This is a genomic window from Achromobacter veterisilvae (assembly GCF_037619525.1).
GTDB lineage: Bacteria > Pseudomonadota > Gammaproteobacteria > Burkholderiales > Burkholderiaceae_B > Achromobacter > Achromobacter veterisilvae.
In genome coordinates this window covers 3008678-3032098 of sequence record NZ_CP148753.1, presented here as the reverse complement: position 1 = coordinate 3032098, position 23421 = coordinate 3008678, and the positions used below count along the sequence as shown (strand labels likewise).

At 66.0% G+C, this 23421-nt stretch carries 40 protein-coding genes and 1 pseudogene; 30 read left to right on the top strand and 11 right to left on the bottom strand.

The window, feature by feature from the left end:
* The first annotated feature begins 78 nt into the window (after positions 1-78).
* Positions 79-663 (top strand): hypothetical protein, encoded by a 585-nt coding sequence (locus tag WHX56_RS14125; RefSeq protein ID WP_338881553.1) that lies wholly within the window; start codon positions 79-81, stop codon positions 661-663.
* Positions 664-678: 15 nt separating this feature from the next.
* Here the strand turns inward: WHX56_RS14125 and WHX56_RS14120 are convergent, their stop codons facing one another.
* The 8 genes from WHX56_RS14120 to WHX56_RS14085 all read right to left on the bottom strand — a co-directional run bounded on the left by WHX56_RS14120 (position 679) and on the right by WHX56_RS14085 (position 6053).
* The gene (locus WHX56_RS14120; protein ID WP_338881552.1) at positions 679-1287 is read right to left on the bottom strand and encodes a putative metallopeptidase; all 609 of its coding nucleotides are present in this window, start codon (positions 1285-1287) and stop codon (positions 679-681) included.
* Positions 1288-1500: 213 nt separating this feature from the next.
* A complete protein-coding gene (locus WHX56_RS14115; RefSeq protein WP_338881550.1) occupies positions 1501-1644 on the bottom strand; it encodes a hypothetical protein in 144 nt (47 codons plus the stop codon).
* Between the two features lie 115 nt (positions 1645-1759).
* Positions 1760-2428, bottom strand: a complete 669-nt coding sequence (locus tag WHX56_RS14110) for a hypothetical protein (protein WP_338881548.1) — start codon at positions 2426-2428, stop codon at positions 1760-1762.
* A complete protein-coding gene (locus tag WHX56_RS14105; RefSeq protein ID WP_338881546.1) occupies positions 2428-2979 on the bottom strand; it encodes a RusA family crossover junction endodeoxyribonuclease in 552 nt (183 codons plus the stop codon). Before WHX56_RS14105 ends, WHX56_RS14110 begins: the two co-directional genes overlap by 1 nt.
* On the bottom strand, positions 2976-3203 hold the full coding sequence (locus tag WHX56_RS14100; protein ID WP_338881544.1) for a hypothetical protein: 228 nt from the start codon (positions 3201-3203) through the stop codon (positions 2976-2978). Before WHX56_RS14100 ends, WHX56_RS14105 begins: the two co-directional genes overlap by 4 nt.
* Positions 3200-4360, bottom strand: a complete 1161-nt coding sequence (locus WHX56_RS14095; protein ID WP_338881543.1) for a DUF1376 domain-containing protein — start codon at positions 4358-4360, stop codon at positions 3200-3202. The genes WHX56_RS14100 and WHX56_RS14095 overlap by 4 nt, the downstream gene beginning before the upstream one ends.
* Positions 4357-5181, bottom strand: a complete 825-nt coding sequence (locus WHX56_RS14090) for a DNA adenine methylase (RefSeq protein WP_338881541.1) — start codon at positions 5179-5181, stop codon at positions 4357-4359. The genes WHX56_RS14095 and WHX56_RS14090 overlap by 4 nt, the downstream gene beginning before the upstream one ends.
* A complete protein-coding gene (locus WHX56_RS14085; protein ID WP_338881539.1) occupies positions 5178-6053 on the bottom strand; it encodes an MmcB family DNA repair protein in 876 nt (291 codons plus the stop codon). Before WHX56_RS14085 ends, WHX56_RS14090 begins: the two co-directional genes overlap by 4 nt.
* A gap of 62 nt (positions 6054-6115) precedes the next feature.
* Between WHX56_RS14085 and WHX56_RS14080 the strand changes: the two genes are divergently transcribed.
* The gene (locus tag WHX56_RS14080) at positions 6116-6862 is read left to right on the top strand and encodes a hypothetical protein (protein ID WP_338881537.1); all 747 of its coding nucleotides are present in this window, start codon (positions 6116-6118) and stop codon (positions 6860-6862) included.
* Between the two features lie 20 nt (positions 6863-6882).
* On the opposite strand, the gene WHX56_RS14075 is transcribed toward WHX56_RS14080, so the two are convergent.
* The gene (locus tag WHX56_RS14075) at positions 6883-8907 is read right to left on the bottom strand and encodes a DNA cytosine methyltransferase (RefSeq protein ID WP_338881536.1); all 2025 of its coding nucleotides are present in this window, start codon (positions 8905-8907) and stop codon (positions 6883-6885) included.
* Positions 8904-9503: a hypothetical protein gene (locus WHX56_RS14070; RefSeq protein WP_338881535.1), complete on the bottom strand. Its 600-nt coding sequence runs from the start codon at positions 9501-9503 to the stop codon at positions 8904-8906. Before WHX56_RS14070 ends, WHX56_RS14075 begins: the two co-directional genes overlap by 4 nt.
* Before the next feature lie 34 nt (positions 9504-9537).
* Here WHX56_RS14070 and WHX56_RS14065 point away from each other — a divergent pair, with 34 nt between their 5' ends.
* The 3 genes from WHX56_RS14065 to WHX56_RS14055 all read left to right on the top strand — a co-directional run bounded on the left by WHX56_RS14065 (position 9538) and on the right by WHX56_RS14055 (position 10239).
* Positions 9538-9696, top strand: coding sequence for a hypothetical protein (locus WHX56_RS14065; protein WP_338881534.1), 159 nt, complete (start codon positions 9538-9540; stop codon positions 9694-9696).
* The gene (locus tag WHX56_RS14060; protein WP_338881533.1) at positions 9693-9857 is read left to right on the top strand and encodes a hypothetical protein; all 165 of its coding nucleotides are present in this window, start codon (positions 9693-9695) and stop codon (positions 9855-9857) included. Before WHX56_RS14065 ends, WHX56_RS14060 begins: the two co-directional genes overlap by 4 nt.
* Before the next feature lie 109 nt (positions 9858-9966).
* Complete coding sequence (locus WHX56_RS14055; protein WP_338881532.1) at positions 9967-10239, top strand: hypothetical protein; 273 nt, start codon at positions 9967-9969, stop codon at positions 10237-10239.
* A gap of 114 nt (positions 10240-10353) precedes the next feature.
* Here the strand turns inward: WHX56_RS14055 and WHX56_RS14050 are convergent, their stop codons facing one another.
* Entirely contained in the window at positions 10354-10593 is a 240-nt protein-coding gene (locus WHX56_RS14050) for a helix-turn-helix transcriptional regulator (protein WP_338881531.1), read from the bottom strand.
* Between the two features lie 89 nt (positions 10594-10682).
* Here WHX56_RS14050 and WHX56_RS14045 point away from each other — a divergent pair, with 89 nt between their 5' ends.
* The 25 genes and pseudogenes from WHX56_RS14045 to WHX56_RS13925 all read left to right on the top strand — a co-directional run bounded on the left by WHX56_RS14045 (position 10683) and on the right by WHX56_RS13925 (position 23420).
* A complete protein-coding gene (locus WHX56_RS14045; RefSeq protein WP_338881530.1) occupies positions 10683-11075 on the top strand; it encodes a helix-turn-helix transcriptional regulator in 393 nt (130 codons plus the stop codon).
* A 59-nt stretch (positions 11076-11134) separates the two neighbouring features.
* Entirely contained in the window at positions 11135-11545 is a 411-nt protein-coding gene (locus WHX56_RS14040) for a BPTD_2524 family lipoprotein (protein WP_338881529.1), read from the top strand.
* A 344-nt stretch (positions 11546-11889) separates the two neighbouring features.
* Positions 11890-12402, top strand: coding sequence for a hypothetical protein (locus WHX56_RS14035; protein WP_338881527.1), 513 nt, complete (start codon positions 11890-11892; stop codon positions 12400-12402).
* Positions 12403-12587: 185 nt separating this feature from the next.
* Positions 12588-12800, top strand: a complete 213-nt coding sequence (locus WHX56_RS14030) for a hypothetical protein (RefSeq protein ID WP_338881526.1) — start codon at positions 12588-12590, stop codon at positions 12798-12800.
* A gap of 38 nt (positions 12801-12838) precedes the next feature.
* Positions 12839-13165 carry a hypothetical protein gene (locus WHX56_RS14025; RefSeq protein WP_338881524.1) on the top strand — a complete coding sequence of 109 codons (327 nt, stop codon included), beginning with the start codon at positions 12839-12841 and terminating at the stop codon, positions 13163-13165.
* 2 nt (positions 13166-13167) lie between these two features.
* Positions 13168-13533 carry a hypothetical protein gene (locus WHX56_RS14020; protein WP_338881522.1) on the top strand — a complete coding sequence of 122 codons (366 nt, stop codon included), beginning with the start codon at positions 13168-13170 and terminating at the stop codon, positions 13531-13533.
* Positions 13534-13636: 103 nt separating this feature from the next.
* On the top strand, positions 13637-14137 hold the full coding sequence (locus WHX56_RS14015; RefSeq protein ID WP_338881521.1) for a zinc-finger-containing protein: 501 nt from the start codon (positions 13637-13639) through the stop codon (positions 14135-14137).
* Positions 14134-14346, top strand: coding sequence for a hypothetical protein (locus tag WHX56_RS14010; protein ID WP_338881519.1), 213 nt, complete (start codon positions 14134-14136; stop codon positions 14344-14346). Before WHX56_RS14015 ends, WHX56_RS14010 begins: the two co-directional genes overlap by 4 nt.
* Positions 14343-14699: a hypothetical protein gene (locus WHX56_RS14005; protein ID WP_338881517.1), complete on the top strand. Its 357-nt coding sequence runs from the start codon at positions 14343-14345 to the stop codon at positions 14697-14699. The genes WHX56_RS14010 and WHX56_RS14005 overlap by 4 nt, the downstream gene beginning before the upstream one ends.
* Positions 14696-14980 carry a DUF3846 domain-containing protein gene (locus WHX56_RS14000; RefSeq protein ID WP_338881515.1) on the top strand — a complete coding sequence of 95 codons (285 nt, stop codon included), beginning with the start codon at positions 14696-14698 and terminating at the stop codon, positions 14978-14980. The genes WHX56_RS14005 and WHX56_RS14000 overlap by 4 nt, the downstream gene beginning before the upstream one ends.
* Positions 14977-15234, top strand: a complete 258-nt coding sequence (locus tag WHX56_RS13995; protein ID WP_338881514.1) for a hypothetical protein — start codon at positions 14977-14979, stop codon at positions 15232-15234. The genes WHX56_RS14000 and WHX56_RS13995 overlap by 4 nt, the downstream gene beginning before the upstream one ends.
* A complete protein-coding gene (locus tag WHX56_RS13990; protein ID WP_338881513.1) occupies positions 15231-15440 on the top strand; it encodes a hypothetical protein in 210 nt (69 codons plus the stop codon). Before WHX56_RS13995 ends, WHX56_RS13990 begins: the two co-directional genes overlap by 4 nt.
* A complete protein-coding gene (locus WHX56_RS13985; RefSeq protein WP_338881511.1) occupies positions 15437-15586 on the top strand; it encodes a hypothetical protein in 150 nt (49 codons plus the stop codon). Before WHX56_RS13990 ends, WHX56_RS13985 begins: the two co-directional genes overlap by 4 nt.
* A gap of 14 nt (positions 15587-15600) precedes the next feature.
* The gene (locus tag WHX56_RS13980; protein WP_338881509.1) at positions 15601-16404 is read left to right on the top strand and encodes a RecB family exonuclease; all 804 of its coding nucleotides are present in this window, start codon (positions 15601-15603) and stop codon (positions 16402-16404) included.
* A gap of 15 nt (positions 16405-16419) precedes the next feature.
* Complete coding sequence (locus WHX56_RS13975; protein ID WP_338881508.1) at positions 16420-16641, top strand: hypothetical protein; 222 nt, start codon at positions 16420-16422, stop codon at positions 16639-16641.
* 2 nt (positions 16642-16643) lie between these two features.
* Complete coding sequence (locus WHX56_RS13970; RefSeq protein ID WP_338881506.1) at positions 16644-17885, top strand: hypothetical protein; 1242 nt, start codon at positions 16644-16646, stop codon at positions 17883-17885.
* Positions 17886-17897: 12 nt separating this feature from the next.
* Positions 17898-18791: pseudogene (locus WHX56_RS13965) on the top strand (recombination-associated protein RdgC); the annotation flags it as partial.
* A gap of 36 nt (positions 18792-18827) precedes the next feature.
* Positions 18828-19055 (top strand): DNA translocase FtsK, encoded by a 228-nt coding sequence (locus WHX56_RS13960; RefSeq protein WP_338881780.1) that lies wholly within the window; start codon positions 18828-18830, stop codon positions 19053-19055.
* 9 nt (positions 19056-19064) lie between these two features.
* Positions 19065-20846 carry an AAA family ATPase gene (locus tag WHX56_RS13955; RefSeq protein WP_338881505.1) on the top strand — a complete coding sequence of 594 codons (1782 nt, stop codon included), beginning with the start codon at positions 19065-19067 and terminating at the stop codon, positions 20844-20846.
* A gap of 14 nt (positions 20847-20860) precedes the next feature.
* Positions 20861-21520, top strand: coding sequence for a 3'-5' exonuclease (locus WHX56_RS13950; RefSeq protein WP_338881504.1), 660 nt, complete (start codon positions 20861-20863; stop codon positions 21518-21520).
* Entirely contained in the window at positions 21517-21882 is a 366-nt protein-coding gene (locus WHX56_RS13945; RefSeq protein WP_338881503.1) for a hypothetical protein, read from the top strand. The genes WHX56_RS13950 and WHX56_RS13945 overlap by 4 nt, the downstream gene beginning before the upstream one ends.
* Complete coding sequence (locus WHX56_RS13940) at positions 21879-22241, top strand: hypothetical protein (RefSeq protein WP_338881502.1); 363 nt, start codon at positions 21879-21881, stop codon at positions 22239-22241. The genes WHX56_RS13945 and WHX56_RS13940 overlap by 4 nt, the downstream gene beginning before the upstream one ends.
* Positions 22238-22690 carry a hypothetical protein gene (locus WHX56_RS13935; protein ID WP_338881500.1) on the top strand — a complete coding sequence of 151 codons (453 nt, stop codon included), beginning with the start codon at positions 22238-22240 and terminating at the stop codon, positions 22688-22690. The genes WHX56_RS13940 and WHX56_RS13935 overlap by 4 nt, the downstream gene beginning before the upstream one ends.
* Complete coding sequence (locus WHX56_RS13930) at positions 22687-23163, top strand: hypothetical protein (RefSeq protein WP_338881498.1); 477 nt, start codon at positions 22687-22689, stop codon at positions 23161-23163. Before WHX56_RS13935 ends, WHX56_RS13930 begins: the two co-directional genes overlap by 4 nt.
* A gap of 2 nt (positions 23164-23165) precedes the next feature.
* A complete protein-coding gene (locus WHX56_RS13925) occupies positions 23166-23420 on the top strand; it encodes a hypothetical protein (protein ID WP_338881496.1) in 255 nt (84 codons plus the stop codon).
* Position 23421 lies beyond the last annotated feature (1 nt).

The window sequence follows — 23421 nt, the reverse complement described above, 5'->3', positions numbered from 1 at the left end:
CAAGAGTTATTCAAGTTGGCGGAGCTGTATAGCGACAAAATGAGTGAGTTTGTCAGGCTCCCGACAAGGGGAAATCCCGTGCCCCAACTGCTCTTTCAAAGTTCCATGACGACGTTCATGAGCGCCTTTCAGCTAGCCTTTAGCGGGCACACATCCGCGGTCCACGCAACAGTTCGCGCGGCGCTCGAAGCCGCGCTGTACGGATATGTGATATCTCGAGGCGAAGACCATTTCGGGCGCTGGAAGAATCCACCACAAGATTCCAAGAAGAAGGTCCGCGCATCGGAGGCGTTTAGGTTCCTAAAGGAGGAGGGAATCGATGAGCACGTCCAACTCAAAGCCAACTACGAAGCCCTTATCGCCCTGGGCGCCCATCCGAACAAACCATCCATCTCGCTCCACACTCGGTTGACGACGCGTGATGACGTGGATGAATCGGAGTTCATTGCGATTTACGGGCCTTCGAAGCAGTCCGCCGTGTATATAGCCAATGCGATAGGCACCGCGGCGTTGACCATGGTGGTCGCCGGAGCGACACTCACTGATTGCCGAGCACGGCTATTCGAGGAAGGCCGAACGTTGTACAAGCGGCTCCTTGATTACTTGGAATCGAATGCAGCTCCACCTCGCCCCGCATCGAACGGAACTCCGACCAGAAGCTGATTCGGTGATGCGCGATCAGGCTACCTTCAGGCAGCACCCGCAGGCCCGAGCAATGTTCAATCGCGCCACGGCGGGCTGCGCGCCGGCGGCAGCCACCAGGCGCTGCACGTCCTCGGACGGCCCGTAGCGCGCCACGACGCCGACGAACTCCTCCACATCGTGCCCGACGATCCGCAGCTTGGGCCGGCCCTCCCTGTCGAAGGCCGGCGCGCCGAACGGGTCCCGCGCGTGGCCGACGTGGTACAGCTCGTGCTCGACCAGGGCGCAGAATTCCGCGTCGCTGCAGATGGCGCAGTAGTCCGCCGCCAGCGTGATCAGGAACTCCGGCACACTGCCGAACCATTCCACCATCTGCTGTTCCTGGCGGGCCTTCTGCCAGCCGCCGGCCCGGAACATGACCTGTTCGGCCTGGCCCAGGACCGTACGCCCGGCCTTTTCGAACGCGCCCGGTGCCCAGAGGAATGCCAGGTCGGCATCGACCAGGTGGATGTGGTCCGGATTGTGAAGCGGCCCGGCCGGAGCGAAGATGGTCTGTTCCGCCCAGGCCAGCAGCTCGGGCGCGGGCGCGAAGATTGCAAGATTCCGTGGCGGCGCGGGCCGCACAAGCACCGAACGATCTCGCATGATGGATTCCTTGACGATAGGATTGCGCGCCCCTGCCGCCCTTCTCGACGCGGAGCTTCGTCGTAGCGTCACATGGCGCGCTGCCGGGGTTGTTGCGGGCACTCGCCGGCCTGTCCGGGCAAAGGCGCGCGGATAGTTGCCAGGGCCTGACGGCCAGGACGGCAGGGAAGCGCGCCGGATTTGCGCATGAAAAAACCGCCCGAAGGCGGTTGTCTAGGGTTTCTTGCAAGCTCGGAAGTACTCGGCGACCAACTGCACAATCCGTTCGCCATCCGCCCCTTTCGGCGCGAGCTTCAACGTCCAGCCCAGCATGGATTCGGCCAGCAACAGACGGAACTGCGTGCACAGGCGTCGCATCGAATCTCCCGGGCCAACAAGACAAAAAGCCCCGACTTTCGCTCGGGGCTTGCTTCAGGCGCAATTATGCACCTTGACAGAATAGGCCGGATTTTGCGGGTGAATTTACAGCGTGTCAACTCCCGCCTATCGTGCCGCCCGCCAGCAGCAGCGCTTCGATGCGGTTCATGGCGCGCTGTTCCTCGCCCATTACCCCTGCTTCTGGCGCGACGCCCTTCCCCCTGCGGGTCAGTTTCGACCCGCGCAGCCAGAGCGTGATCTTGCTGTTCTGGTCGGTCACCGTCCGGTCGCTGATGCCGGCCTTAAGCGCCAGCGCGCCCGGCGAGATCCGCGCGCGGCCTTCTTTGCCGGCGAAGTACCGCGCGACCAGGCCGTCGCGCACGCTGCGGTGCACCAAGTGCCCGGACAGCACGCCCACCTGCATGGCCGTGTCGGATATCTTCCGGACCACGGCCATCCAGTCCGCGTCCCATACCTCGCTGGCGCAGCACGGACACGCCACGGTCTTGGGCAGGAACCGGGCGAAGACGATCAACTGGTGCAGCTCGGACATACCGTCCAGCTTCGCCAGCACCATGCCAGCCTGGCCCGCGCCGGCCGTGCCCCCCAAGCCCTTGCCGCTGCCGGGTCGCGGCGTGGCAGCCAATCGGGCCATCAGAGGCCGGTCGTAGACCTGGGTGGAGTGGTTGAACGCGAAGGTCAGCGCAGCGTGCGCGCTGGAGAAAAGCGGCTCGCCAGCCGTGGCGGCCAGCACGTCGCGGTGAACTGCGGCTGCGGTTTGCATCAGTTGGCCCCCAGCAGATCGGATTGTTCGCTGCGTTCGGCCGGGCGCGCTGGTGCAGCCGTGCCGCGCGGCCGGCCCTGTGCGGGCTCCAGGTCGTCGCGGAAGGTTATGACGACCGTGACACCGGGCACCGGGCCGTAGACCTTTTCCTTGCTGTCCTTCACGACCTGGACGTCGTCGCGGTACACCACGCCGTTGCAACCGTCCTTGACCGCCTTTTCCACGTTGTCGCTGTCCGGCTTCACGGTGGGCACGATCTGGCCAGCCGCGGCGCGGCGCTGGCGCACGCCGGACCAGGACTGCGGGATCGGCTTGACGATGTGCAGGTGCATCTGTATCGCCCCGGTATAGGGCGCACGCCCCGCCATCGCCTGAGAGGCTGCCAGCTTCACCAGGCTTTCGTAGGCGGCCGTGGCCTCCGGCGTGTAGTGACGCGTGAACACACGCGGCTCGCCGGTCTTCGGATCCCGGCCGATGCGCGAGCTGGACTTCGCACGGCCCTTCCCCCTGGGCAAGCCCGGCACATGGAAAGTGATCTGATTCGACATCATGCTCCTTCGCTGCGCAGATCGCGCAGCCATTCGATACGCGCCGCGGTCTTGTCCGCCGGCGCGGGTTCGTGGTCCCGGCACTGCCGGGGATAGTTCGGACTGACGAAGCTGCCGGGACGCTCGACCATGAGGGCGCAGCGGCCCAGCCCCAGCTCGGCGTATTTCGGGAATTCGCGCAGCGTGAACCACTCGCAGGCGACGCATTGCACGGTCGTGGTGGTCATGTGCGGACCCCGTAATCGGCCAGCAGGCGGGCCCTATCCTGGTCGGAGAGGTTCGCTGCGGCGTGGACGCGGAGCTTGAACGCGGGGAACTGCTCGCCATCGTCCTGCACGATGCCCAGCTCGGCGCCCTTGGCGGCGATGCCTGATGCCGTGGCCGCCCAGGCCAGCGGATCGCCGGTGGCGGGCCTGGCGCCGGCGACGCTTTCGCCTTCCGCCGGGTTCAGCACCTTGGCGACGAAGACGTCCAGGAACCCCGCGTTGACCGGGCTGGGGTCTTCCGCCGCCTCTCGTTCGGCCACGGCCAGGTGGTACGCCTCGACCAGCTTTTCGCGGGTCAAGCCCAGCCGTTCCCAGGCGACCAGCCGGATGTCGGTGCTGACGAATTTCGACCGCTTGCCACGCACCTGCTCCAGGCTGTTCAGCAGCTTGGCGTAGCCAGCGGCACACTCCTCCTGAGCGGCACGCCATTGGGCTTCCGACGGCGGCGGCGAGTTATCCACAGGGTCGCGTGCGGGGGAATGCAAAGCCGCCGCCGCTATATCTTTTTTATATCCTTCTCCCTGTCCCTCTCCCTTAAGAGGGTTTTCCGGTGGATTTCCGGCGGAACGCTTTCGCCCTTTCAGGTTCTTTCCGCCGGAACCGCAATCGCTTTCCGCCGGAAAAAGTTCACTTTCCAGCGGAAAGCCGGCGGCGATCCAGTCCTCAAGCGACGGAACAGCCCACGGCAGAAGCTGCTGCTGCTCGCGCTGCTTGTTGGCTTTCCGGACGCGGTCCACCAGCTTGTCGTGGGCGTGCTTGTGCTTGGCCAGCCACGCGTCACGGGCCTTTTCGGCCACCACCGGGTGGTACAGACGTCCGTCATCGCACTTCACCCAGCCGTACAGCGCGCCGTCGCGGTGTTTCCGCCATTCGGCCACGACACGGCCGTAGCCGGCGAGCGCGGCCAGGGCTTTGTCGTCATCCGGCAGGCTCGCCGCCGGCACCTGGTGCCAGGCCGCGCACCACAGCAGAACCGCCGAGCGGAATTCCTCGGCTCCTACCTGGATAGCCAAGTCGCTATCGCGCAAGCGTGCCACGTCCAGGGGCATGAATGCGAAGTCCCGCAGGTCACAATCTGGCGGGGTCAGAGGCGCCGGCAACCCTTCAAAAACTGTCATGTGCCCTCCGATGGAAATAGGCCGCCCCTGGGCACCGCGGGGGACAGCCATAGCGACTCAACACGTGGCCGGGCGCCGTCGGCGTGGGCTCGGCCGTCAACGCGCGTCCAGCCTTGGTATAAATGGTCGTACAGGTCGCAGCGGTAACCGCTCAAGACCACCATGCCTTTAAGCCGTCGCAGCGTGCTGGCCAGCGCTTCGTGCTGCTCGTCGTTCAACTCATGGCGATAGCAATGAGCCCGCGCGCGGAATGAACGCGTCGAATGTACATACGGGGGGTCGACGTAATGCAGCGTCTCCGGACCGTCGTGACGCGTCATGCAGTCGAGAGCATTGCGGTTTTCAATCACGACGCCGCGCAGGCGCTGGATCAGCATGCGCAGGCAGTCCGGATAGTTCATCCAGTCGTGCGCCGGCGTGGTACCCGACCTGTTGCTATTGGCTCGGAATCCGCTGGACTGGCCTGAAGCCGCCGCTGAGCCGAAGCCCGAGAAGCTACGAAACACCGTACGCCTCGCCTGCTCGAGTGGATCGTCGGCTGGGTCATAGGCTGCGTCGAACTCGGCCCGGGCGAACGGTGTCAATTCGCAGGCCCTGGCCAGCCGCTCGCCGTCGTCCCGCGCCACGCGGAATAGATTCACGATCTCGCCGTCCAGGTCGTTGTAGACCTCTGCGTAGGCGCGCAGCTTCCGAAACAGTACGCTCGCTCCGCCACCGAATGGTTCGACGTAGCAGCGGTGTGGCGGCAGATGTTGGATGATCCAGGGCGCCAGGCGCCATTTGCCGCCGTGGTAGCGGATCAAGGGACGCTTAGGTGTCATGCAGCCTCCCTTGCCCCCAGCGCGATGTGCGGCGGCCGCAGGGCGTCCTGCAGGGTCCGTTCCACCGCGCGCAGAGCTACCCGCAAGCGCTGGACCTCGACATCACGATCCAGGCGCGCGGCCTGGTCTTCGGCGGCGCTGCGAATGGCGAAGAGCTGAGCCGACACCGGCAGGCCCAAGGCGGCCGCCAGGTTGGCGCGGACGCCGTCGATCAGTTGGGCCTGTTCGTCAGCGCGCTCGCGCAACCGCTTCTCAAGCTCCTGAAGCCGCACCGACAGCCCTCGCTCGGCCTTGCGCAGATCCTCCGTTCGCCGCTGAAACGCGGATTCGGCCTGGTGACGGTCCGCCAGCACCTCTTCGACCTCGGCGCCCAGCTTCAGGCCCACTTGGCGACGCAGGCTCCATTCGTTGCGCAAGCCGGGCGCCGCCGCCGCCGCGCGGCGATCTGCCTCCCGGCCGAGCCCGTCGATCATCAGTTTGATCCAGGCCGTATGGGGCAACGTCTGGATGGCGCGCAGGGTCGGCGCCTTCACGGTGCGCCAGCCCTCCGGGCCCCGCACCATCAGGCCGCAGCCCTCGGGCAGCACGGCCTTGTCGATCAGGCCGGCCGGCACGGCGAAAGTGACGCCCGCGGCGAACGGCAGGTAGGTCTGCCATTTGCCCGCGGTCACGTCGCGGCGGTAGTCGCTGACCGACACCTTGACCTCGTAGGCCATGGGGCAGAATTTCGCAAAGGACGGCTCCAGCGTGTACACGTCGGGGCGCGGCGAGCCCGCCGGGCCCAACTGCATGTCCGTCCAGACGACGCGGCCCGTGCGCTCGCGCAGGTGGCCGGCCAGGTCGTCGGCCAGCGCGTTGTGGGTGAATTTCATGCTGACATTCCCCCGTCAGTGGAATACGATCCCGCGATGCACCAACGAGGAATAGATCCACCATGAAGGAATCCATTCGAGACTGGTTTGATTGGCGCGGGTGGGTGGTGGTGGGTAGCGCAATAGCCATCGTGCTGGCCCTTGCTGCGATACTTTCCCCCGCCTTTCGCACTTTCTTCGCCGATTCGGCGACTGCTGCCTGGGCCTCCGCTGTCGGGACCGCCGCGGCGGCCGCTGCTGCGGTATGGCTGGGCCTGCGCGAAGGAAATTGGCGTCATCAGAAGAACAGCGTCGACGAAGCCATATTCACCGCCCTCATTCGCCCTGAGGCCGAAGCCCTGATAAAGCAATTGCAGGTGGCGCGGCAGTTGCACGACGCAGTCAGAGCGATGGGCTTCAACCGGGCCAGCAGCATCTTGGCGCTTGAGAGCGCCCGGACGTATGGATCTAGACCGGCTCTCGTTGAGACTCGGAAGTATGTCGAACAATTCGGCGCCTTGGGCGAACGAAGGGCCGCCGCTCTGGCTCGTGCCGTTGGCACTCTCGGGCTGCTTGGGGAAGCGCTGCAGATGGCCGCCCATTACCGGGGCGAAGGAGATACGCATCTTGCACAATCGGGGCTTGACGAGAGTCTCCGCCTGATCGAGCGCATCCAAATATCTCTGTGCATCGCGTTGCAGATCGACGATGAAGAGTATCAGCACATCATCCGCCCCCCTGTTCAGGGCATCATGGAGCCCTCCGAACGATACAAGTCGCTTCAGGAGTCCTTGAACAAGAAAATCGCGGCAGGCGAGATCCAACAATAGCCGAGCAACCGGTTGAGCGCTCATACGACCTCCCCGCCGCGCACGGCCAACGCTGTGGCAATCGGCCGCACCCAGATGGGCGTGGACGAAAGCTGGAAGGATTCGCCGGCGCGCGACAGCAGGATGGCGCGGCCGATTTCCTCGGCCATGGCGCGGGCGGCCTTCTTCGGAACGGCGTTGCCGATCCGTTCGCGCCAGGCCTGGTCCGAGCCGCCGTGCAGCACGAACTGTTCGGCGGCCTCGGCGTAATCGTCGGGGTCATATAGGCTCTGCAGCGCGGCCAGATCGAGCGTGGTGAACGGGCGGTGCCAGGTGCCGTCCAGCGCGCGGATGACGCAAACCAGCTTGTCGGTGGCTTCCGGCAGCCTCCAGTCGGCGACGCTCCAGCGGCCGTTGTCGTGGCAGGCGGACGCCGATACCGCGCCTGACGGCTCGGCCGGGTCGACCACGCCATAGTGTCCGGCGGTCAGATAGTCGCGGTCCTGGACCATCCCGGGGCGCGGATCGGCCACGGCGTAAGCGCCGTTGGCGTTGCCGGCGATGACCGCCCGCGAATGCTCGCACCAGTCCGACACCGGGTACTTGCCGTGCTGCTCGGCCGGCAAGCGGCCGCCCAGCGGGTCCGCCACGCATTGGCCCGTGCCATGCGCACCCGTGACAGCACGGGCTTGGCCGTCGAAGGGCACGATGCGGAATTCGTTCGAATGCTTCGCCGGGCCAGCGTGCCTGGGGTCCGCCACGGCCTGGCCGCCCGAGCTGGGCCCGTGACCGCTGCTGACGACGCCGGCGGCGCCTTCCCAAGGCACGACCCGGTAGACGTTCTTGTGGGTGTCTGTGCCGTAGCCTCGCGGGTCGGCCACGCTGAAGGTGCCCTGCCCGGGCGACTTCACGCCGATGACCGCGCCGGCCGTGTCCGACATGCTCATGACGCCGTACTGCTGGTATTGGGCGGCGCCGTCCTGCGCGCGCGGATCTGCAACGGCAAACCGGCCGTTGCTGGGCAGCGATTCTCCAGCCACGGCTCCTGTGGGTGTCTCCCAGGTGTTTACGCCGTAGCCGGCCGAATAGACCTCCTGGCGGGGGTCCGCGACGCTGTAGGCACCATTGGTCGGGCCGCAGCGGCTGGATATCGTGCCGCTGGACGCCTCCCAGTGCTGCACGCCCAGGAATCCATGGTGCGCCTCGGGCACGATGAGGTAGTCGCGCAGGTGGCCGTTCTCGACAGCCAGGCGGTTCAGGCTGCGCCAATCCTTGCCGGCCTCGACGAAGGCCAGGCGCACCCAGGTTTTCCAGTTCAGACTGGGAATGCGGTGCATGGGGCCCATGGCCGGGTCGCCCGGCCGGCCGTAGCGGCTCAGGACCTCGCCGACCGAGCGCAGCGGCCGCTTCGGCGGCTCGTAGATGAAGGGCGGCACCTTCTCGGCGTGGCGCGCGATCAGCAGGAAGCGCTTGCGGCTCTGGGCCAGGCCGCCCAGCTCGCCGCAATCGTGCGTGGTTTCGCGTACGACATAGCCGTAGTGGCGCAACATGCCGGTGATCTGGTCGAGCAGATGCCGGCCGCGCGTGGCGATGCGCGGCACGTTCTCGAACAGGATGGTGTCGGGCGGGTCATCAGCCCAGGCCTCCAGCATCAGCCAGACGCCGCGCAAGGTCAGGCGGTTCAGTGCCTGATACTTGGCCGTGGTGCTGCGCGTCTCCGACAGCAGGCCGGAGAATCCTTTGCACGGCGCCGACAGGAACACGATATTGGGCACCCTGCCGTGTGCCGCAGCGCGCACGTCCGCCGGCGTCGCCTCGACCCAGCCAGGTGCCGGCTCACGGCCATGGAAGGCCAGGTACTGACTGCGGTCGAACAGGTCGCGCACGGTGCCGCGCACGCCCGTAAAGCGGTAGAAGTCCTCGGCGCCCGCCGGGTCGACGTCCATGCCGCCCACGCAGACCATCCGGCCCTGCAGGCCCGGGATCTCGGGGCGCGCCTCTTGGAAGCCCGCCGCGCCGCCGCCCAGGCCGAAGAACAGATGGAAATGGTTGATGTCGGAGATCATGACGGATCCGCCTCCTTCGCCGGGACGTCGACGCCGGCGCGCGCCATCTGGCTTTCCACGGAGGCGCGAACGCCGCGCGCGGCCACGATGGATTCCGACAGCTCGCGGTGGGCATTCACCAGTTGCGCGGGCGTGGCCTTCGCGTCGAGTAGCGCCACCGCGGCGGCGGCCGCCTCGGTCTGCTCGCGCATGAGATTGGTCACCTGGTCCTGGGCGAGGCCTTCCTCTACGTCGAACGCGAGCGTGCGCACGGCCAGGCCCAGCGGGCGCAGCATGTCATCGACGCAGTGCCGGCGCCGGTCGTGCGGCATCGCGGCCAGGATGGAGGGGATGAAGTTAGCCGGCAGCAGGTTCGAATCCTTGGACTCGTCGTCGAGCCACCGGAACACGCGGTCCGCGTTCACTTTCAGGCGCCCGAAGGTGTCCTGCGTGTTCGGTTCGAATCGGATGCCGGTGGTGGCCGCGCCATTCAGGCGCTCGTGCGCGCAGACGATGCTCTCCGCCAACGTCTCGCGGGACCAGTCCTGGGACTTGCGCCAGGCAGACGTGTGTTCCCGCAGAATGGCGATCAGGGTTTTGTGCGATTCATGTCGCATGACGGGCTCCGGATAAAGACTTAAATTTCGATGCATGGAAAACGACCAACCTCCCAAGACCGTGACCCGCGCGCACCTATTTGCCCGCCTCGAGGTCACGCAGCTACCCGCTCAGGCGGAACAAAAACCCGAGGACGAGCTGCCGCCGACGGCGGCGGCCGACTCCTGCGAACAAGGGGGAAAAACGGAATGACGAAAACGGAAGAACTGCTGCGCGAAGCGCGGGAGATTGCATGGCGCGCCTTCCCCGATCCGACGCAGGAGACGGTGATGCATCTGTTCGCGCGCCTGTGCGACGAGCAGGACCTGTGCGGTCCGGAGCCGGCGTCCGCTGAGCCGGTAACGGTTCACTAAAGCCGCCGCGCCAACGGTGGCCCAACGGCCTGCCCCAAATTGGGCGCCCTGCTCCCTCCCCGTAAACTGGTGGCTCGCACACACACCGTTCTTGGGAAAGGAGCTGGGCATGGACGCGCAACTGAAAGGCCATCTTGACGCACTCACCTTCGCACTCGGAAAGCAAATCCGGGCCGCATGCAAGACCGAGGACGCGCGCGTAGAGGAAAGCGAGCGGCTTCGGGGATTCGCAGATAGCCTGCTGCAAGCTGCTCGCGCGAATAGCTCGAATCCTCCGGCGCTTGACCCGCAGCAGCAGGAATACCTGTCCGCGTTCCACGAGACGACAGATAAGCTGATCGACAACATCAGAGGCCCTTCCGCGCCGGGGAAACGCTCTTGATGAGCGATTCCGCCAACCGACGATCCCAGTCTTGCCGGGTGTTTAGCTCGCGCGCATGGCGCTCCAACGCCGGCCGGATCAGCCACAGGACGAACCGTGCATAGAGATTTCCCATCACGCCGCCTCCTGATGGTCAGTCACCACGAGCTCGGTGGATGGCGCCATATCGATGCCCGCGAAGTAATCGCGCAGCGCTTGCACGGTTTGGACACGCGGGTTTTTGACCTCGCCGTATCTCAGCTTTCGCAGAGTGCTTTCGGGCACACCAGAGAGCCGCGCAACCTCGGCGAGGTCGGAGTGTTTGAGCTCACGGAGCCGGGACAGAACGGGGGGAAGGATTTCGGTATGTTCCATTCCGCCCATTCTCAACCCATTTATGGGTTACGTCAACCCACACTTGGGCTATAAATCCCGGCATATTCCCAAATATGGGTAAACACGCTATGAGAATCCTTGCAGACAATCTGAACCGGCTCATCGGCCCAGGGCTGAAATTCGGCTCAAACGAAGCCGCCGCGAAGGCTTCAGGCGTCGGGCGGTCTACGATTGATCGTGCGCGCCGCGCCGAAGTGGCGCTGAAGGTCGATAACCTGGCCGAATTGGCGCGCGCCTGCGATATGGAGCCGTGGGAACTGTTGCACCCGGACCCTGAGAGCGTTCGACGGCAAGATCCTAATCGCGCCCCAAACGATTGGCCGCTCCCCGGGATATCCTCTGATGACTTCCAGCTCATCCCTCCGGATGAGCGAGACGAAGTTGTGTCGCTCGCTCGGTCCAAGGTTCAACGTCACAAGGTCACCGCTACAAAAAGCGGCCCGCCCAAGAAAGCCGCCTGACCCACGGCAACTTTCGCTTGTATGGTCCTGCGGCAAATTTTTAGGAAGCATGTGACGAAATGAGAAAAATAATTCTTTGTGCTGCCGTCGCTGTCCTGGGTGGATGCGCGTTCGGCATATCAAACGATGGCACCGACCCTACGCAGACGTTCGACGTTCCGACTTCTTACCAGGAGGCCTATCGCAGAGCCGACGCCTATCCTCGCCACTGCCTGCAACTACCCGACCAGATCGTGACGGGCAACCTCTATCACGACATCAAACAGGGAGTTGTAAGGGTGAACAGCCCGGCGTCTGGAAAGCCGCTAGAAGTAATTGAGATCAAGGAAATATCAGACGGGCGTTCTCAAGTGACCATCACCGTCTGGGGAGTTGGCATTTGGGACGAAGGCGAATTGCAGGCTGTCCGGGCTTCCATGGAAACCGGCAAGAACACATGCCGGAGCCCTTCCTATCGAAAGTATCAATAGGCGCCACGCGCCGGGATGATGAGGCGGGGCAGTTGGTCCGATCTTGATTACTTGCGGAAAACTGCTCCAGTTGGACATTAACAAAAGCGCGGAAAACGGCGCATAGCAATTTTGCACAGGAGAAGCAATAATGGCATCAAAACCTGGCTCTGGCGGCAACACAAAATCACCGGTACCCAACCACAGGGATAGCGGGTTCGGGCAAGACCAACGGCCAACTCCGGCTCCCGGTCGAATCGAGCGCGGCGAGCGCAGTGATTCCACCGTCTCGCGGGTTCAGCCCCGACGAGACGGTAGCGGCAACGGAAATGGCTCCGGAGGCAGCTCTAACGGACGGTAAGCGCATGAGCGACACAATCAACGATATCCAGTACGACGCGAAATTCAGCATTAACTATCACCGAAAGCGGGAGAGTTTCTACCGAATTTTGGATGCGTCTTCCAAAGCGATGTCGCTGATTGCGCTCGCATCCATAGGGTTCGACGCGAACTTATTTACGATGACGGCTGCGATCGTCAGCGGCGTGTTTACTATCGCTACTATCGTGGTGGATTGTCCAGGCATGGCCAGCAAACATGGCAGCCTCGCCAGTCGGTTCAACGCTATTCTTTCACAAGCAGTGCTCGTGGAGGGCGCGGCAGAAGAGGTCAGGCGGCTTCGCCACGAATTCCATGTGGTTGAGGCTGATGAACCGCCGCAGTTACGTGGCCTTGCGCAATTGTGCCAAGATGAACAAGACGCCGCCGAGGGCAAGGACGTTAAGCCCGAATGCCTATCGATGAAACGGCGAATTCTCGCCCAGCTTGGCTTCGGTCAACGCGCAATAGATTTTTGCCCACCTGGCAGTACAGCCTAAGTGAATTCACCAGCCACCTTCGGGTGGCTTTTTTGTGGTCCGTGGCCGCCTTTGGGCGGATTTTCTTCCATCCATTAACCCAAATATGGGTTGACAACACCCATTTATGGGCTCAATATTCTCCCAACAGCCCAAATATGGGTTGATCAACGCATCCCCAACCGGGGAGCAACAGGGAGAACAGCATGGCCACCTACACGAATCCTTGGCACAAGCCGCATAGCCCGGCGTGCGGCCCGGCGAACTTCGAGACCGACGTCAAGCCGATCGAGTACCGCGGCCATCTGATCTACCAACGTCTCCCGCAGTGCTTCGACATCGTCGTCGATGGCGTGTGCGTGCACCAACGCGCCGGCATCAACGGCGCCAAGGCCGCGATCGACGCGCGCGTCGCCTAACCCCCACCCGCCCCGGGTGCCGGGGCTAGGAGAAATCCATGGAACACACCTACGCCGCATACATGGCCCGCCTGGCTGAGCTGCTGCGCGCCGCAGCGCCCGGCGCCGTGCTGGAAATCGGGTCGAACCTGGGCGCCGCGCTGCTGGACGATGCCCCCGTCTGCTTCGATCTGGACGACGGCATCGACTGCGCGGCGGATTTCGACCGCAGCGCCTGGAGCGGCGACGCCTGGGACGGCGAGACGGCCGACCAGACCTGGGGCGCCCTGGAGGATCCGCAGTTCGCCTATCGCGGCGCCACCATGCCGTGGCACGCCGGCCTCGATTACGCCCGCCCGGCCGACCAACTGGAAGCCGGGGTCTGACCATGGTCGCGCTCACCGTCCTTCCCGACGACCCCGCCCGTACTGCGGACCACGGCTATTTCCCTGGCGAAGCAGCCGTGCGCGATCCCAATTTCTCCGACACCGACATTCTTGTCGCGCTGCGCGACATGTTCGCCGGCAAGCGCGAGACGGTCCTGGGCCAAAACCTCGAATGGTGGTCCGAGTCGTTCCAGTGCGATATGCCGCCCGAGAAAGCGGCGGGCGTCGTAGTGGCGGCGTTTTGGGGTGAATGCCATTCCCCGGATCGGTGCGACGACGGCATCGAAACGTTACGCCTCCTGCTCCTGCTGCGCGCTCGCATCCTGATCGCAAAGTCGCTGCGCGACACCGGGAAGGCCGTCCTGTGATCGCCGCCGCCCTGCTCCTCTTGCCCATCGCGTACGGCATGGCCCGCGCCATCGACGCGTTCGCGGCCTATCGCCGCCGCACTGATCCCTGGAGTGCACGAGCATGAGCATCACCGTTCTTGGCGTGGACCCGCGCAGCCGGAGCAAGCAAAAGCTGCAGGCGCCCGCCCCTCTCCCCCATGTGTCGCGCCGCGCCCTGGCGCGCGTGCGCGATCGCATCGCGCCGCCTACGGCCTGCCACTGCTGCCGCGGGCCGGTGAAGCTGACCAACAACCGGGACATCTACGCCGGGCAATCTTTTGGGGAATGGCCCTACGTGTATCGCTGCACGCAGTGCCAGGCCTACGTGGGCCTGCACCCCGACACGGATCTGCCGCTGGGCATCATGGCCTCGAAAGAGACCATCAAGGCGCGCAAGGACGCGAAATTCCTATTCCAGCGCCTGACCAAGGAGCGCTTCGCGAACAACCGCACCGCCGCGTACGCCTGGCTGGCGAAGGCCCTGGGGATTGCGCCGTCGATCTGCCACTTCGGCATGTTCGGCCACGACCAGGCCGACCGCGCCGCCGACGTATGCCGCGCCCAGCTCGGGAGCCGCGCATGACCGCCGCCACCCTGTGGGTCCTGCTGGCCTTCCTGCCCGCCACCCACGACCGCCCGCCCGTCATGGTGATCGAGCGCTTCGCCACCCAGGCCGAATGCCTCGACGTCCTGGCCGTCTTCCCGCCCACCACCCGCGTCACGTTCGACTGCATGCCCTCGCGGCAGGTCAGCGCCGGCGTGGCGCCCACCCTGGAGAACCGCCCGTTATGAACGCCCCTATCCCCCTGCCGTCCACTGCGGACATCTTGCAGGATGCCCTGGACCACATCATGCGCACCGCGCGGGCCAGCTCGACGCAGACGCGCCGCCTGCGCTGGATCGCCAGCCGCGCCGAAGCCGCGCTGCAGGGCCGGCCCTATGTCGCCTCTGAACACGACCAGCCCAAGATGGTCAGCGAGGCGGTGCTGCAGGCGAAGTACTACCAGTTGCGCCTGGCCAACGCCCGCCTGCGCACCGCCCTAGCTCAGGTCGCGGGCGGCGCCACCGGCTACCTGAACCGCGACACCGAACTGGCGCAGATCGCCCAGGCCGCGCTCGACGCCGAGCGGGAGGCGCAATCATGAAGCCCATCCGCAAGCTGATCCGCGCCGACGGCGCCGAAGCCGAGCTGCACGGCCCGCACGCGCTGGCTGACGTGTGCCAGATGATCGGCGCCGACGCCCTGGACACCGTCAGCCTGGCCGACCGCGTGCACGTCATGTTGGTCGACGACGACGGCGTGTCGAAAAATCTGCCCGTCAACCCGGCGGCCACGCGCCTGTACCAGGACGCCCGCGGCGTTCCCCACCAGATCCGCGGCGATGTCATCATCGTGCCCGACTCCGACTATGCGAGGCACGCATGAGCGCCGACCGCATGATCGAGCGGGCCGCGCTCGACAAGGCATTCCAGGCCGCTTGCCAGCAGTACGCCCATGGCAATGGTTCCAGCCACGCCATCGCGGCGGCCGCGCTCCGGGCCATCGCCGCGCCGGAGCTGCTGGAGGCGTTGGAAGCGCTGCTTGGTATGGACGTGGCCTATCAGCGCGGACCCCGCGTGGAAGCTGCTGTAGCTGTCGGGCGCGCCGCCATCGCCAAGGCCAAGGGGGGGCAGCAATGACCTCCACCGCCCAATACAAATGCCAGGCATGCGGCGGCACCTTCACTGCCCGGACGGCCGACCGCGCCCGCGGCTGGGCTCGCTTCTGCTCGAAGTCCTGCAAGGCCCGCAAGCAGGAGGCTCGCACCGGACAGCACCGCGCCTATCAGGAGCGCCGCGACGTCGAAGGCTGCTTCCCGTCGCCGGCCGAGGGAGACGTCCAATGATCCGCCGCCTCCTCGCCATCCTCGATCGCGACGACGCCGTCGCGGCCGTCGCCGTCCTCGCCGCCGTCCTGGCCTACGGCTACGTCCAGCAGGCAGACGAAGCTGCCGCCCTGCGCGCCGGCGCCCAGCAGCAGGCCTCCAAATGACCGGAGCCGTCACCATGCAACCCAACGTTTTCACCGTGCGGGCTTCCAGTTGGGGCCGCCTGTTCGACTGCGCCCACGCCTGGGAAGGCACGCACATCCTGGGCATGAAGAAGCCCGCCGGCATGCGCGCGCTGCTGGGCACGGCCGTCCACGCCGGCACCGCCGCCTACGACCTGGCCCGCCTGGAGGGGAAGCCCTGCACGCCCGACGAGGCCGCCGACGTGCTGGTCGACGAACTGCACAACCCGGCCTATGAGGTCGATCACGCCCAGGATGGCCTGACGCTGGCAAACGCCGAGCGCATCGCGCTGACCGCCCTTGTGAAGTACTGCGCTGATGTCGCCCCGCAGTTCACGTACATCGACGTCGAAACGAAGCTGGACCCGCTGGATATCGACTGCGGCCGCGGCATGGTCGTGCGCCTGACCGGCACGATGGACCGCGCGCGGGTCGCCGAAACCGAGGGCGGCATCGTCATCCCCGACGTGAAGACCGGCTTGCGCGTGATCCAGGACGGCCAGGCCGTCACGCAGGGCCGCGCCCCGCAGACGGGGACCTACCAGCTCATGTACGAGCAGACAAAGAAGGTGCGCACGGTCGGCTCCCAGATCATCGCGCTGTCCACTGGCGCCACTGCCGCCACCGCCGTCAGCCCCATTTTCGACGCCCGCCGCGTGATGGTCGGCGACGAGGGCCAGCCCGGCCTGATCGAGCACGCCGCGGCCATGTTCCGCACCGGCCTTTTCCCCCCGAACCCCTCCAGCGTCCTGTGCAGCCCGAAGTACTGCGCACGCTGGGCCACCTGCCTTTTCCGATAACCAGAGGAGCCCCGCATGTCCCTTCACCCCGTCAGCCGCGACGTGTACGTCCGGCGCACAGACCAGGCCGGCAAATCGGTCGTGACCCAGCACCTGGCCTGGGATCCGGCCTCGTTCTTGGTCAGCCAGGTCGAGCAGTACGACAAGTATGCCGAGCCCGAGGCGCGCCAGAGCGTCGCCATGGCCACGGCCGCCGAGTACCAGGCCTACCGCAACCAGCAGAAGAAAGGACACTGATCATGACCCAGAACACCACCGTCCAGAGCCTGCGCGCCGCGCCCGAGTCGCAGATGCCCGTCGTGGCCCCTGGCTTCAGCAGCCTGCAAGGCTTCGAACTGATGCAGCGGGCCGCCCGCCTGCTTTCCAGCAGCACCCTTGTGCCCGTGGCCTACCGCCAGACGATCGAGAAGCTGGACCGCTACGGCAATGTCAAGGAAAGCCGCGAAAATCCGAACGCCCTTGCGAATTCGGTCGTCGCGCTGAACATGGCGCAGCGCATGGGCGCCGACCCGCTGATGGTGATGCAGAACCTCTACATCGTAGAGGGCCGGCCTTCCTGGTCGTCGCAGTGGATCATCGCCGCGATCAACGGCTGCGGCCGTTTTTCGCCCCTGCGTTTTCGCATCGAAAGCCGCGGTGAGCGCGAGGTCGAATACAAGTCGACCTATTGGGAGAACAACCAGCGGCACACGAAGGTCGAGAAGGTCAAGATCAACGACAAGGTGTGCGTGGCCTGGGCGATCGAGAAGGAGACCGGCGAGGTGATCGAGTCGCCGGCCGTGTCGATCGAGATGGCCGTGCTCGAAGGCTGGTACACGAAGAACGGCAGCAAGTGGCAGACCATGGACGAGGTCATGCTGCGGTACCGCACGGCGTCATTCTTCGGCAAGCTCTACGCGCCCGAGCTGCTGATGGGCCTGCAAACGGTCGAGGAAGCCCAGGACATCATCGAGGCCACCACCGCGCCCGACGGCACCATCAGCGTCAACGTGGATGAGCTGCGCCAAACCGCCCAGCCGGCCCAGCGTCAGCCCGCGGCAGCGCAGGCCAATGCGACGGACCTGGAAGCCCGCGACCCCGCCGCACACACCGACACCTCCCCCGCGAAGGCGCAAGCCGAGGCCGGTAACCCGGCGCAGGACGCGGCAGCGGCCGCCCCTGCCGCCGAGGCGGAGCCGGCCGGCGGCCAGCAGGGCGCACTGCCGGGCGCCGGCGCCGAAGATCCGGGCCTGGACCCGGCCAAGGTCGAATCGCAGATCCTCAACGCCAAGGACGTCCAGGTCCTGGACCTGGCCAGCGACTCGATCGACGGCGTGCTGGACCTGGGCCAGCGCGCGCGCCTGCACCAGATCTACCAGGAGCGGCGCATTGCCATGGTCCGGCAGGCTGAGCAGCACGCCCAGCAGCAAGCGCAGGCGCAGCAGCAACAGCAGCAGCGCCCGGCGGGCACCACCCGCCGCCGCATGGCCGCGCCGGAATAAGGGGACGCCGCCATGTTCAAGAACGCAAAGATCTACCGGCTCACGTCCGCGCTGCCCTTCTGGAACCTCGACGCCCTGAACGAGAACCTGGCGGCTCATGCTTACGTGCCCGCCGGCCAGTTGCAACGCGAGTCGATCGGCTGGGTGCCGCCGCGCGAGGGTGCCGACCTGGCCCACGCCGTCACCGGCAAGATCATCCTGACGCTGCGCGCCGAATCCAAGCTGCTGCCCGGCAAGGCCATCAACCAGGCCGCGGCCGCCCGCGCCCGCGAGATCGAGGAACAGCAGGGCTACAAACCCGGCCGCAAGCAGATGAAGGAGATACGCGAGCAGATCATCGACGAGAAGCTGCCCACGGCCTTGACGCAGTACGACGATATCCGCCTGTGGATCGACCCCGTCGAACGCTGGCTGATCATCGACACCAGCACGCCGTCCAAAGCGGATACGGTCATCGGGCTCCTGGCCAAGGCCATCGACCCCTTCCCGCTCGAGAACTTGTACGTGGCGCAGTCGCCGGCGTCCGCCATGACCGGCTGGCTGGCCGAAGACGAGGCCCCGGCCAACTTCAGCATCGACCAGGACGCAGAACTGCGCGCGTCGGGCGAAAGCGGCGCGGCCATCCGCTACGTCAAGCACTCCATTGACGCCGACGACGTGCGCCGCCACATCCAGTCCGGCAAGCAATGCACCCGCCTGGCCATGACCTGGGCCGACAGGATCTCCTTTGAGCTGACCGAAGACCTGGACATCCGCAAGATCCGCGCGCTGGACGTGCTGAAAGAGAACCACCCGGCCAGCGACACCGACGCCGAAGTCTTCGACGCGGAATTTCTGCTGATGGCCGGCGAAATCGCCAAGCTGCTGGCCGAGCTGGTCTACGCGCTGGGCGGCGAGAAGCTACTCCAGGAATCCGCCGCGACCGCGCCGACGGCGGGCCAGTTGCCGCTCGAAGGCGACGATGACAGCGACGACGCCGGCGACGCTATCGACCCGCTCTACACCGAGGCCGTCATGGTGGTGCGCAGGCACGGCCGCCCCTCAATTTCCCTCGTCCAGCGCCATCTACGCATCGGCTACAACCGCGCCGCCCGTCTCCTGGAATCCATGGAGCTTGCCGGGCTGGTCACGGCCATGCAGTCCAACGGCAGCCGCGAGCTGCGCGCCTAAGGAGCGAACATGCGAATCAACCGTATCACCATCGAGAACTTCCAGGGCGTGCGCGCCGTGGACCTGGAGCTGGGCACGCCGGTGGCGCTGATCGCCGGCTCGAACGGCGCCGGCAAGTCCAGCATCGCCGAGGCCGTGCGCCTCGCGTTCCTGGGCGCGCCCGAGCGCGTGGGCCTGAAAAAGGAATTCGGCGCCCTGGTGACCGAGGGCGCGAAGGTCGGCGCCGTCGCGCTGGACCTGGACGGAGGCACCGTCGGTATCAGCCTGCCGAAGGGCACGCAATCGGGCGAAGCCCTCGTGCCGCAATCTCCCGCCTTGCCGTATGTGCTGGCACCGGAGCGGTTCGCCGCGGCCAAGCCGGACGAGCGCCGCACCCTGCTGTTCGCGCTGACGGGAACGAACGTGAAGGCCGACGAGATCGAGCGCCGCCTGCTTGCCCGCGGGTGCGACCCTCTCCTGGTCCCTGGGATCAAGCCGATCTTGCGCAGCGGCTTCGCCGCCGGCGCCGAGTATGCAAAGCAGCAGGCCACCGAGGCCAAGGGGGCATGGAAGGCCGCCACCGGCGAGCAATGGGGCAGCCAGAAGGCCGAGGTCTGGGCCGCGGACGTGCCGCCGTTCGACCAGGCCGCCCTGGTTGGCGAGCGCGCGGCGCTGGCCGGCGTGGACGCCAAGCTGGAACAGAACACCAAGGCCCTGGGCGCGCTGGAGCAGAAGGCAGCCACCTATGCCGCGGCGCGCGACCAGGTCGCGGCCCGCCAGGCACAAGCCGCCAAGCTGCCGGCGCTGCGCGACAAGCTGCACTTCGACCAGGAAGAACACGGCAAGCTGACCGCGCGCGTGAACGAGTTGGAGGCTAAGGCCGGTACCGGGCCGCGCGTCGGACTTGTGCACGCGCTTGCGGAATGCTTGGGAGAGGCTTTCGACACGCTGGCCCACGATCATTTCTCGGTGACCCTGCACGGCAAGTCCTTGGTTGCCCTCACACAGTATGAGCATCAATTCGGCAAGATCGGTGCCATCGGCGACGCCGAGGCCTCGGCCGCGCTGCCCAAGGCCATTGGGGCCCGCGACATGATGGCGCGCAGCGTCGAAAACGACCGCCGCGACATCGCTGCGGCCGAAGCGGCAGCCGCCCAACTGCAGGACGAGGGCGCGCCGGAGGTGATCCAGCCCGCCGACGTGGAGGCCGCGCGCGCCAAGGTGACCGCGTTGCGCGCCGAGCGCAAGGCGGTGGACGACCGCGTGCAAGCCGTGATGAATGCCAAGCAGGCCGCGGCCAGCGCCGCGGAGCGTACTGCGAATGCTACGCGCTACCACGGCAACGTCCTGGCGTGGCTGGCGATCAGCGACGCACTGTCGCCTGACGGCATTCCGGGTGAGATTCTGGCCGAGGCCCTGCAGCCCTTCAACGCCAAGCTGGCGGAACTGGCCGAGTTGGCCGGCTGGCTCGCGCCCGCCGTGTCCGGCGACATGACCATCACCTGGGGCGGCCGGCCGTACCGGCTCCTGTCGGAATCGGAGCGCTGGCGCGTGGACGCCATGGTCGGCGCCGCGCTGGCCGAAATCTCCGGCCTGCGCATGCTGATCCTGGACCGCTTCGACTGCCTGGATCTGCCCGGCCGCGGCGACGCGCTGGGCATGCTCGATGCCCTGGGCGCCGACGGCCACCTGGACACCATCTTGGTGCTGGGCACGCTCAAGGCCGCGCCGGCAGCGCCCTCCGACGCCTTCACCACCTTCTGGATCGACAACGGCACCACCGAGCAGCCGAAGCTCCGCGCCGCCGCCTAAGAGAGAACCACAACATGCAAAACCTGAAATTCTTCTACGACACCGAAACGACCGGCCTGCCCCTGTTCAAGGATCCGTCCGAGCACCCCGACCAGCCGCACATTGTCCAATTGGCGGCGGCCCTGGTGGACATGGACAGTCGCGAAACGATCGCCAGCATGGACGTCATCGTGCGGCCGGATGGTTGGATCATTCCGGACGAGGTCGCCGCCGTCCATGGCATCACCACCGAACATGCCGCGGCGGTCGGCGTGCCGGAATCCCTGGCCCTTTTCATGTTCCTGGAACTGTGGGGCGGGCGCACGCGGATCGCGCACAACGAGTCGTTCGACGCCCGCATCGTCCGGATTGCCCAGCACCGCGCCGGCGAGTTGGACCACGACCTGGACCAGTGGAAGTCTGGCACCGCGGAATGCACCGCGCGCCTGGCAACGCCTATTGTGAAGTGCCCCCCCACGGCAAAGATGCTGGCCGCCAACCGCACGCACTACAAGACCCCGAACCTGAGCGAGGCGGTGCAGTTCTTCACCGGCAAACCCCTGGAGAACGCCCACAGCGCCATGGCCGACGTCCGCGGCTGCATGGACGTCTATTTCGCCATCCAGGACATGCGCAACGGGGCACCCGGCGCGTTGGTTGACGCCGAGTTCGGCCCGAGCGCGGAGGCCGTATGACGGCCGCCCGCTACCACTCCACCGAAATGCAGGCCGCGCGCCGAATGACCGCCGAGCAACTGCGCCGGATCGGCGCGCCCGTGAAGGGCTCGACCACCGTCGCGCAGATGGCCGACATGATCGCCGAGCGCACGGGCTGGACCGCGCCGGCGTCCACGCCTGCCGCCCTGCTGCCCTTTCTCCGGCGCTTTCTGGATATCAGCCGCGCCGGCGCCACGCCGCCGCCCTACCGGCCCGTGGCGCGTCGCCCGATGCATTACGACCTGGCCATGCGCACCATCGCCGCGCGCGCCGCGGCCGTTCAGCCGCCGCTCATCGCCGCGGCGAGCAACGTCGTCACCTGGAGGGAACTCGCAGCATGAGCTTTCACACCAGCATCGCACGCCTGCGCGAAGCGTCCTACGGGGCGCCGGCCACGGGAGAGAACCCGAACACCTGCCGGGTGCGCCGTGAAGACCTGCGCACCGCGCTCCACGTTATCGACCGGCTGGACGCCGACTTGCGCCAGGCCGGCGTCATCACCCATGGCGCGCTGGACAGCCCGACCTGCCCGGCGCCGAAACTGCGGGCGGCGGCGGCGCGCCTGACCAAGCTCGCGCAGGAAACGCGGGCGATCTACGGTCAGGAGACGCACGCCGGCGGCGAGCCGACGTACCCGGCCTGGACGGACGATGTACTGCTTCTGGCCGCGCTGGCCCAACCTCAAGGGAGCCTGACATGACCATGATCCCCGCCGGCTTCAAGCTGGTGCCAATTGAGCCGACCGAAACGATGGTCGTTGCTGGCTTCGAATCAGCGCCTGACCTGGCATTTTCTTCGGAACAAGAATGGAAACGCTACGAAGCCATGACGGGCTGCCAAAAGGCTGCACACAAGGCCCGCTTATGCTACGCCGCCATGATCGCCGCGGCTCCCCCTCCCCCCGCTTCCACGGCTGGCGCGCAGGAAGTCTTGATCGACTTCGCCCGGACCGGAATTGCTGGCCCGTTCCCGATTATCGACGGAAAGGTCGCTATCCCTGCCCTCACCGTGTTCGATATGGTTCACGCAGCCAGTAGTAATGGGAGTCTGTTTCGGAGCGCGGTGCAGGAGTTGCTATTTACCTTTCGCCCCGGTGCTGCCCCCGGCGATGCGCAGATCGCCGCCCAGCAGGGCAAAGGGGGGGCATGATGGCCCTGCCCTACAGCAATTCGACCAGCGGCGAAAAGGCACTGGGCGAGATCCAGAAGCTGCTGCGCGCCTTCGGGTGCAGCAAGTTCGGCAGCATGGTCGACGACGGCGCTGGCGAGCTGCTGGTGCAGTTCGAATACCGAGGCCGCCAGGTGTCCGTGAAGGCGTCGACGAAGGGCTACGCGGCGGCGTGGCTCAAGGAGAACCCGTGGAGCCATCGCCGCACCGGCACACGGGCCCAGTATGAGAAAAAGGCCATGGATGTGGCGAGCGTCGCCGTCTATTCGATCCTGCGCGACTGGATCAAAGGCCAGATCATGGCCATCGAGACGGGCATCCTGTCATTCGAAGGCGCGTTTCTGGGCCAGATCATGTTGCCCACCGGGCGCACCGTGCTTGAGCATGCAACGGCAGCCAACCTCCTGCCGGCGCCGGATGCCGCCCAACAGAGCGGCCAGGGCACGGGGAGGTGACCATGGCCGACACAACAAAGGTTGTCAGCGAACAGGATTTGATCGTTGCGTTCGCCGGAACGGACTTTGGTGGCGCCGATCACCGAAAGCTGATCGAAATCGGCGTGCTCAAGAAGGCGGCCGGCTACTGCTGCGGTCACACGCTGACTCGCATCATGATCTACATGGATCTGATCAACGAAAAGGGTGCGCTCAAAAGGCGCGGCCGCGAGCTGCTGCGCGCCGCGTATCACGAACTCATGCTCAATGGTGGATGAA

Bases quoted from the DNA above. Each gene is read 5' to 3' on its own strand.
- WHX56_RS14120 (WP_338881552.1), bottom strand. From the start codon at position 1,287: ATGCGAGATCGTTCGGTGCTTGTGCGGCCCGCGCCGCCACGGAATCTT.
- WHX56_RS14115 (WP_338881550.1), bottom strand. From the start codon at position 1,644: ATGCGACGCCTGTGCACGCAGTTCCGTCTGTTGCTGGCCGAATCCATG.
- WHX56_RS14110 (WP_338881548.1), bottom strand. From the start codon at position 2,428: ATGCAAACCGCAGCCGCAGTTCACCGCGACGTGCTGGCCGCCACGGCT.
- WHX56_RS14105 (WP_338881546.1), bottom strand. From the start codon at position 2,979: ATGATGTCGAATCAGATCACTTTCCATGTGCCGGGCTTGCCCAGGGGG.
- WHX56_RS14100 (WP_338881544.1), bottom strand. From the start codon at position 3,203: ATGACCACCACGACCGTGCAATGCGTCGCCTGCGAGTGGTTCACGCTG.
- WHX56_RS14095 (WP_338881543.1), bottom strand. From the start codon at position 4,360: ATGACAGTTTTTGAAGGGTTGCCGGCGCCTCTGACCCCGCCAGATTGT.
- WHX56_RS14090 (WP_338881541.1), bottom strand. From the start codon at position 5,181: ATGACACCTAAGCGTCCCTTGATCCGCTACCACGGCGGCAAATGGCGC.
- WHX56_RS14085 (WP_338881539.1), bottom strand. From the start codon at position 6,053: ATGAAATTCACCCACAACGCGCTGGCCGACGACCTGGCCGGCCACCTG.
- WHX56_RS14080 (WP_338881537.1), top strand. From the start codon at position 6,116: ATGAAGGAATCCATTCGAGACTGGTTTGATTGGCGCGGGTGGGTGGTG.
- WHX56_RS14075 (WP_338881536.1), bottom strand. From the start codon at position 8,907: ATGATCTCCGACATCAACCATTTCCATCTGTTCTTCGGCCTGGGCGGC.
- WHX56_RS14070 (WP_338881535.1), bottom strand. From the start codon at position 9,503: ATGCGACATGAATCGCACAAAACCCTGATCGCCATTCTGCGGGAACAC.
- WHX56_RS14065 (WP_338881534.1), top strand. From the start codon at position 9,538: ATGGAAAACGACCAACCTCCCAAGACCGTGACCCGCGCGCACCTATTT.
- WHX56_RS14060 (WP_338881533.1), top strand. From the start codon at position 9,693: ATGACGAAAACGGAAGAACTGCTGCGCGAAGCGCGGGAGATTGCATGG.
- WHX56_RS14055 (WP_338881532.1), top strand. From the start codon at position 9,967: ATGGACGCGCAACTGAAAGGCCATCTTGACGCACTCACCTTCGCACTC.
- WHX56_RS14050 (WP_338881531.1), bottom strand. From the start codon at position 10,593: ATGGAACATACCGAAATCCTTCCCCCCGTTCTGTCCCGGCTCCGTGAG.
- WHX56_RS14045 (WP_338881530.1), top strand. From the start codon at position 10,683: ATGAGAATCCTTGCAGACAATCTGAACCGGCTCATCGGCCCAGGGCTG.
- WHX56_RS14040 (WP_338881529.1), top strand. From the start codon at position 11,135: ATGAGAAAAATAATTCTTTGTGCTGCCGTCGCTGTCCTGGGTGGATGC.
- WHX56_RS14035 (WP_338881527.1), top strand. From the start codon at position 11,890: ATGAGCGACACAATCAACGATATCCAGTACGACGCGAAATTCAGCATT.
- WHX56_RS14030 (WP_338881526.1), top strand. From the start codon at position 12,588: ATGGCCACCTACACGAATCCTTGGCACAAGCCGCATAGCCCGGCGTGC.
- WHX56_RS14025 (WP_338881524.1), top strand. From the start codon at position 12,839: ATGGAACACACCTACGCCGCATACATGGCCCGCCTGGCTGAGCTGCTG.
- WHX56_RS14020 (WP_338881522.1), top strand. From the start codon at position 13,168: ATGGTCGCGCTCACCGTCCTTCCCGACGACCCCGCCCGTACTGCGGAC.
- WHX56_RS14015 (WP_338881521.1), top strand. From the start codon at position 13,637: ATGAGCATCACCGTTCTTGGCGTGGACCCGCGCAGCCGGAGCAAGCAA.
- WHX56_RS14010 (WP_338881519.1), top strand. From the start codon at position 14,134: ATGACCGCCGCCACCCTGTGGGTCCTGCTGGCCTTCCTGCCCGCCACC.
- WHX56_RS14005 (WP_338881517.1), top strand. From the start codon at position 14,343: ATGAACGCCCCTATCCCCCTGCCGTCCACTGCGGACATCTTGCAGGAT.
- WHX56_RS14000 (WP_338881515.1), top strand. From the start codon at position 14,696: ATGAAGCCCATCCGCAAGCTGATCCGCGCCGACGGCGCCGAAGCCGAG.
- WHX56_RS13995 (WP_338881514.1), top strand. From the start codon at position 14,977: ATGAGCGCCGACCGCATGATCGAGCGGGCCGCGCTCGACAAGGCATTC.
- WHX56_RS13990 (WP_338881513.1), top strand. From the start codon at position 15,231: ATGACCTCCACCGCCCAATACAAATGCCAGGCATGCGGCGGCACCTTC.
- WHX56_RS13985 (WP_338881511.1), top strand. From the start codon at position 15,437: ATGATCCGCCGCCTCCTCGCCATCCTCGATCGCGACGACGCCGTCGCG.
- WHX56_RS13980 (WP_338881509.1), top strand. From the start codon at position 15,601: ATGCAACCCAACGTTTTCACCGTGCGGGCTTCCAGTTGGGGCCGCCTG.
- WHX56_RS13975 (WP_338881508.1), top strand. From the start codon at position 16,420: ATGTCCCTTCACCCCGTCAGCCGCGACGTGTACGTCCGGCGCACAGAC.
- WHX56_RS13970 (WP_338881506.1), top strand. From the start codon at position 16,644: ATGACCCAGAACACCACCGTCCAGAGCCTGCGCGCCGCGCCCGAGTCG.
- WHX56_RS13955 (WP_338881505.1), top strand. From the start codon at position 19,065: ATGCGAATCAACCGTATCACCATCGAGAACTTCCAGGGCGTGCGCGCC.
- WHX56_RS13950 (WP_338881504.1), top strand. From the start codon at position 20,861: ATGCAAAACCTGAAATTCTTCTACGACACCGAAACGACCGGCCTGCCC.
- WHX56_RS13945 (WP_338881503.1), top strand. From the start codon at position 21,517: ATGACGGCCGCCCGCTACCACTCCACCGAAATGCAGGCCGCGCGCCGA.
- WHX56_RS13940 (WP_338881502.1), top strand. From the start codon at position 21,879: ATGAGCTTTCACACCAGCATCGCACGCCTGCGCGAAGCGTCCTACGGG.
- WHX56_RS13935 (WP_338881500.1), top strand. From the start codon at position 22,238: ATGACCATGATCCCCGCCGGCTTCAAGCTGGTGCCAATTGAGCCGACC.
- WHX56_RS13930 (WP_338881498.1), top strand. From the start codon at position 22,687: ATGATGGCCCTGCCCTACAGCAATTCGACCAGCGGCGAAAAGGCACTG.
- WHX56_RS13925 (WP_338881496.1), top strand. From the start codon at position 23,166: ATGGCCGACACAACAAAGGTTGTCAGCGAACAGGATTTGATCGTTGCG.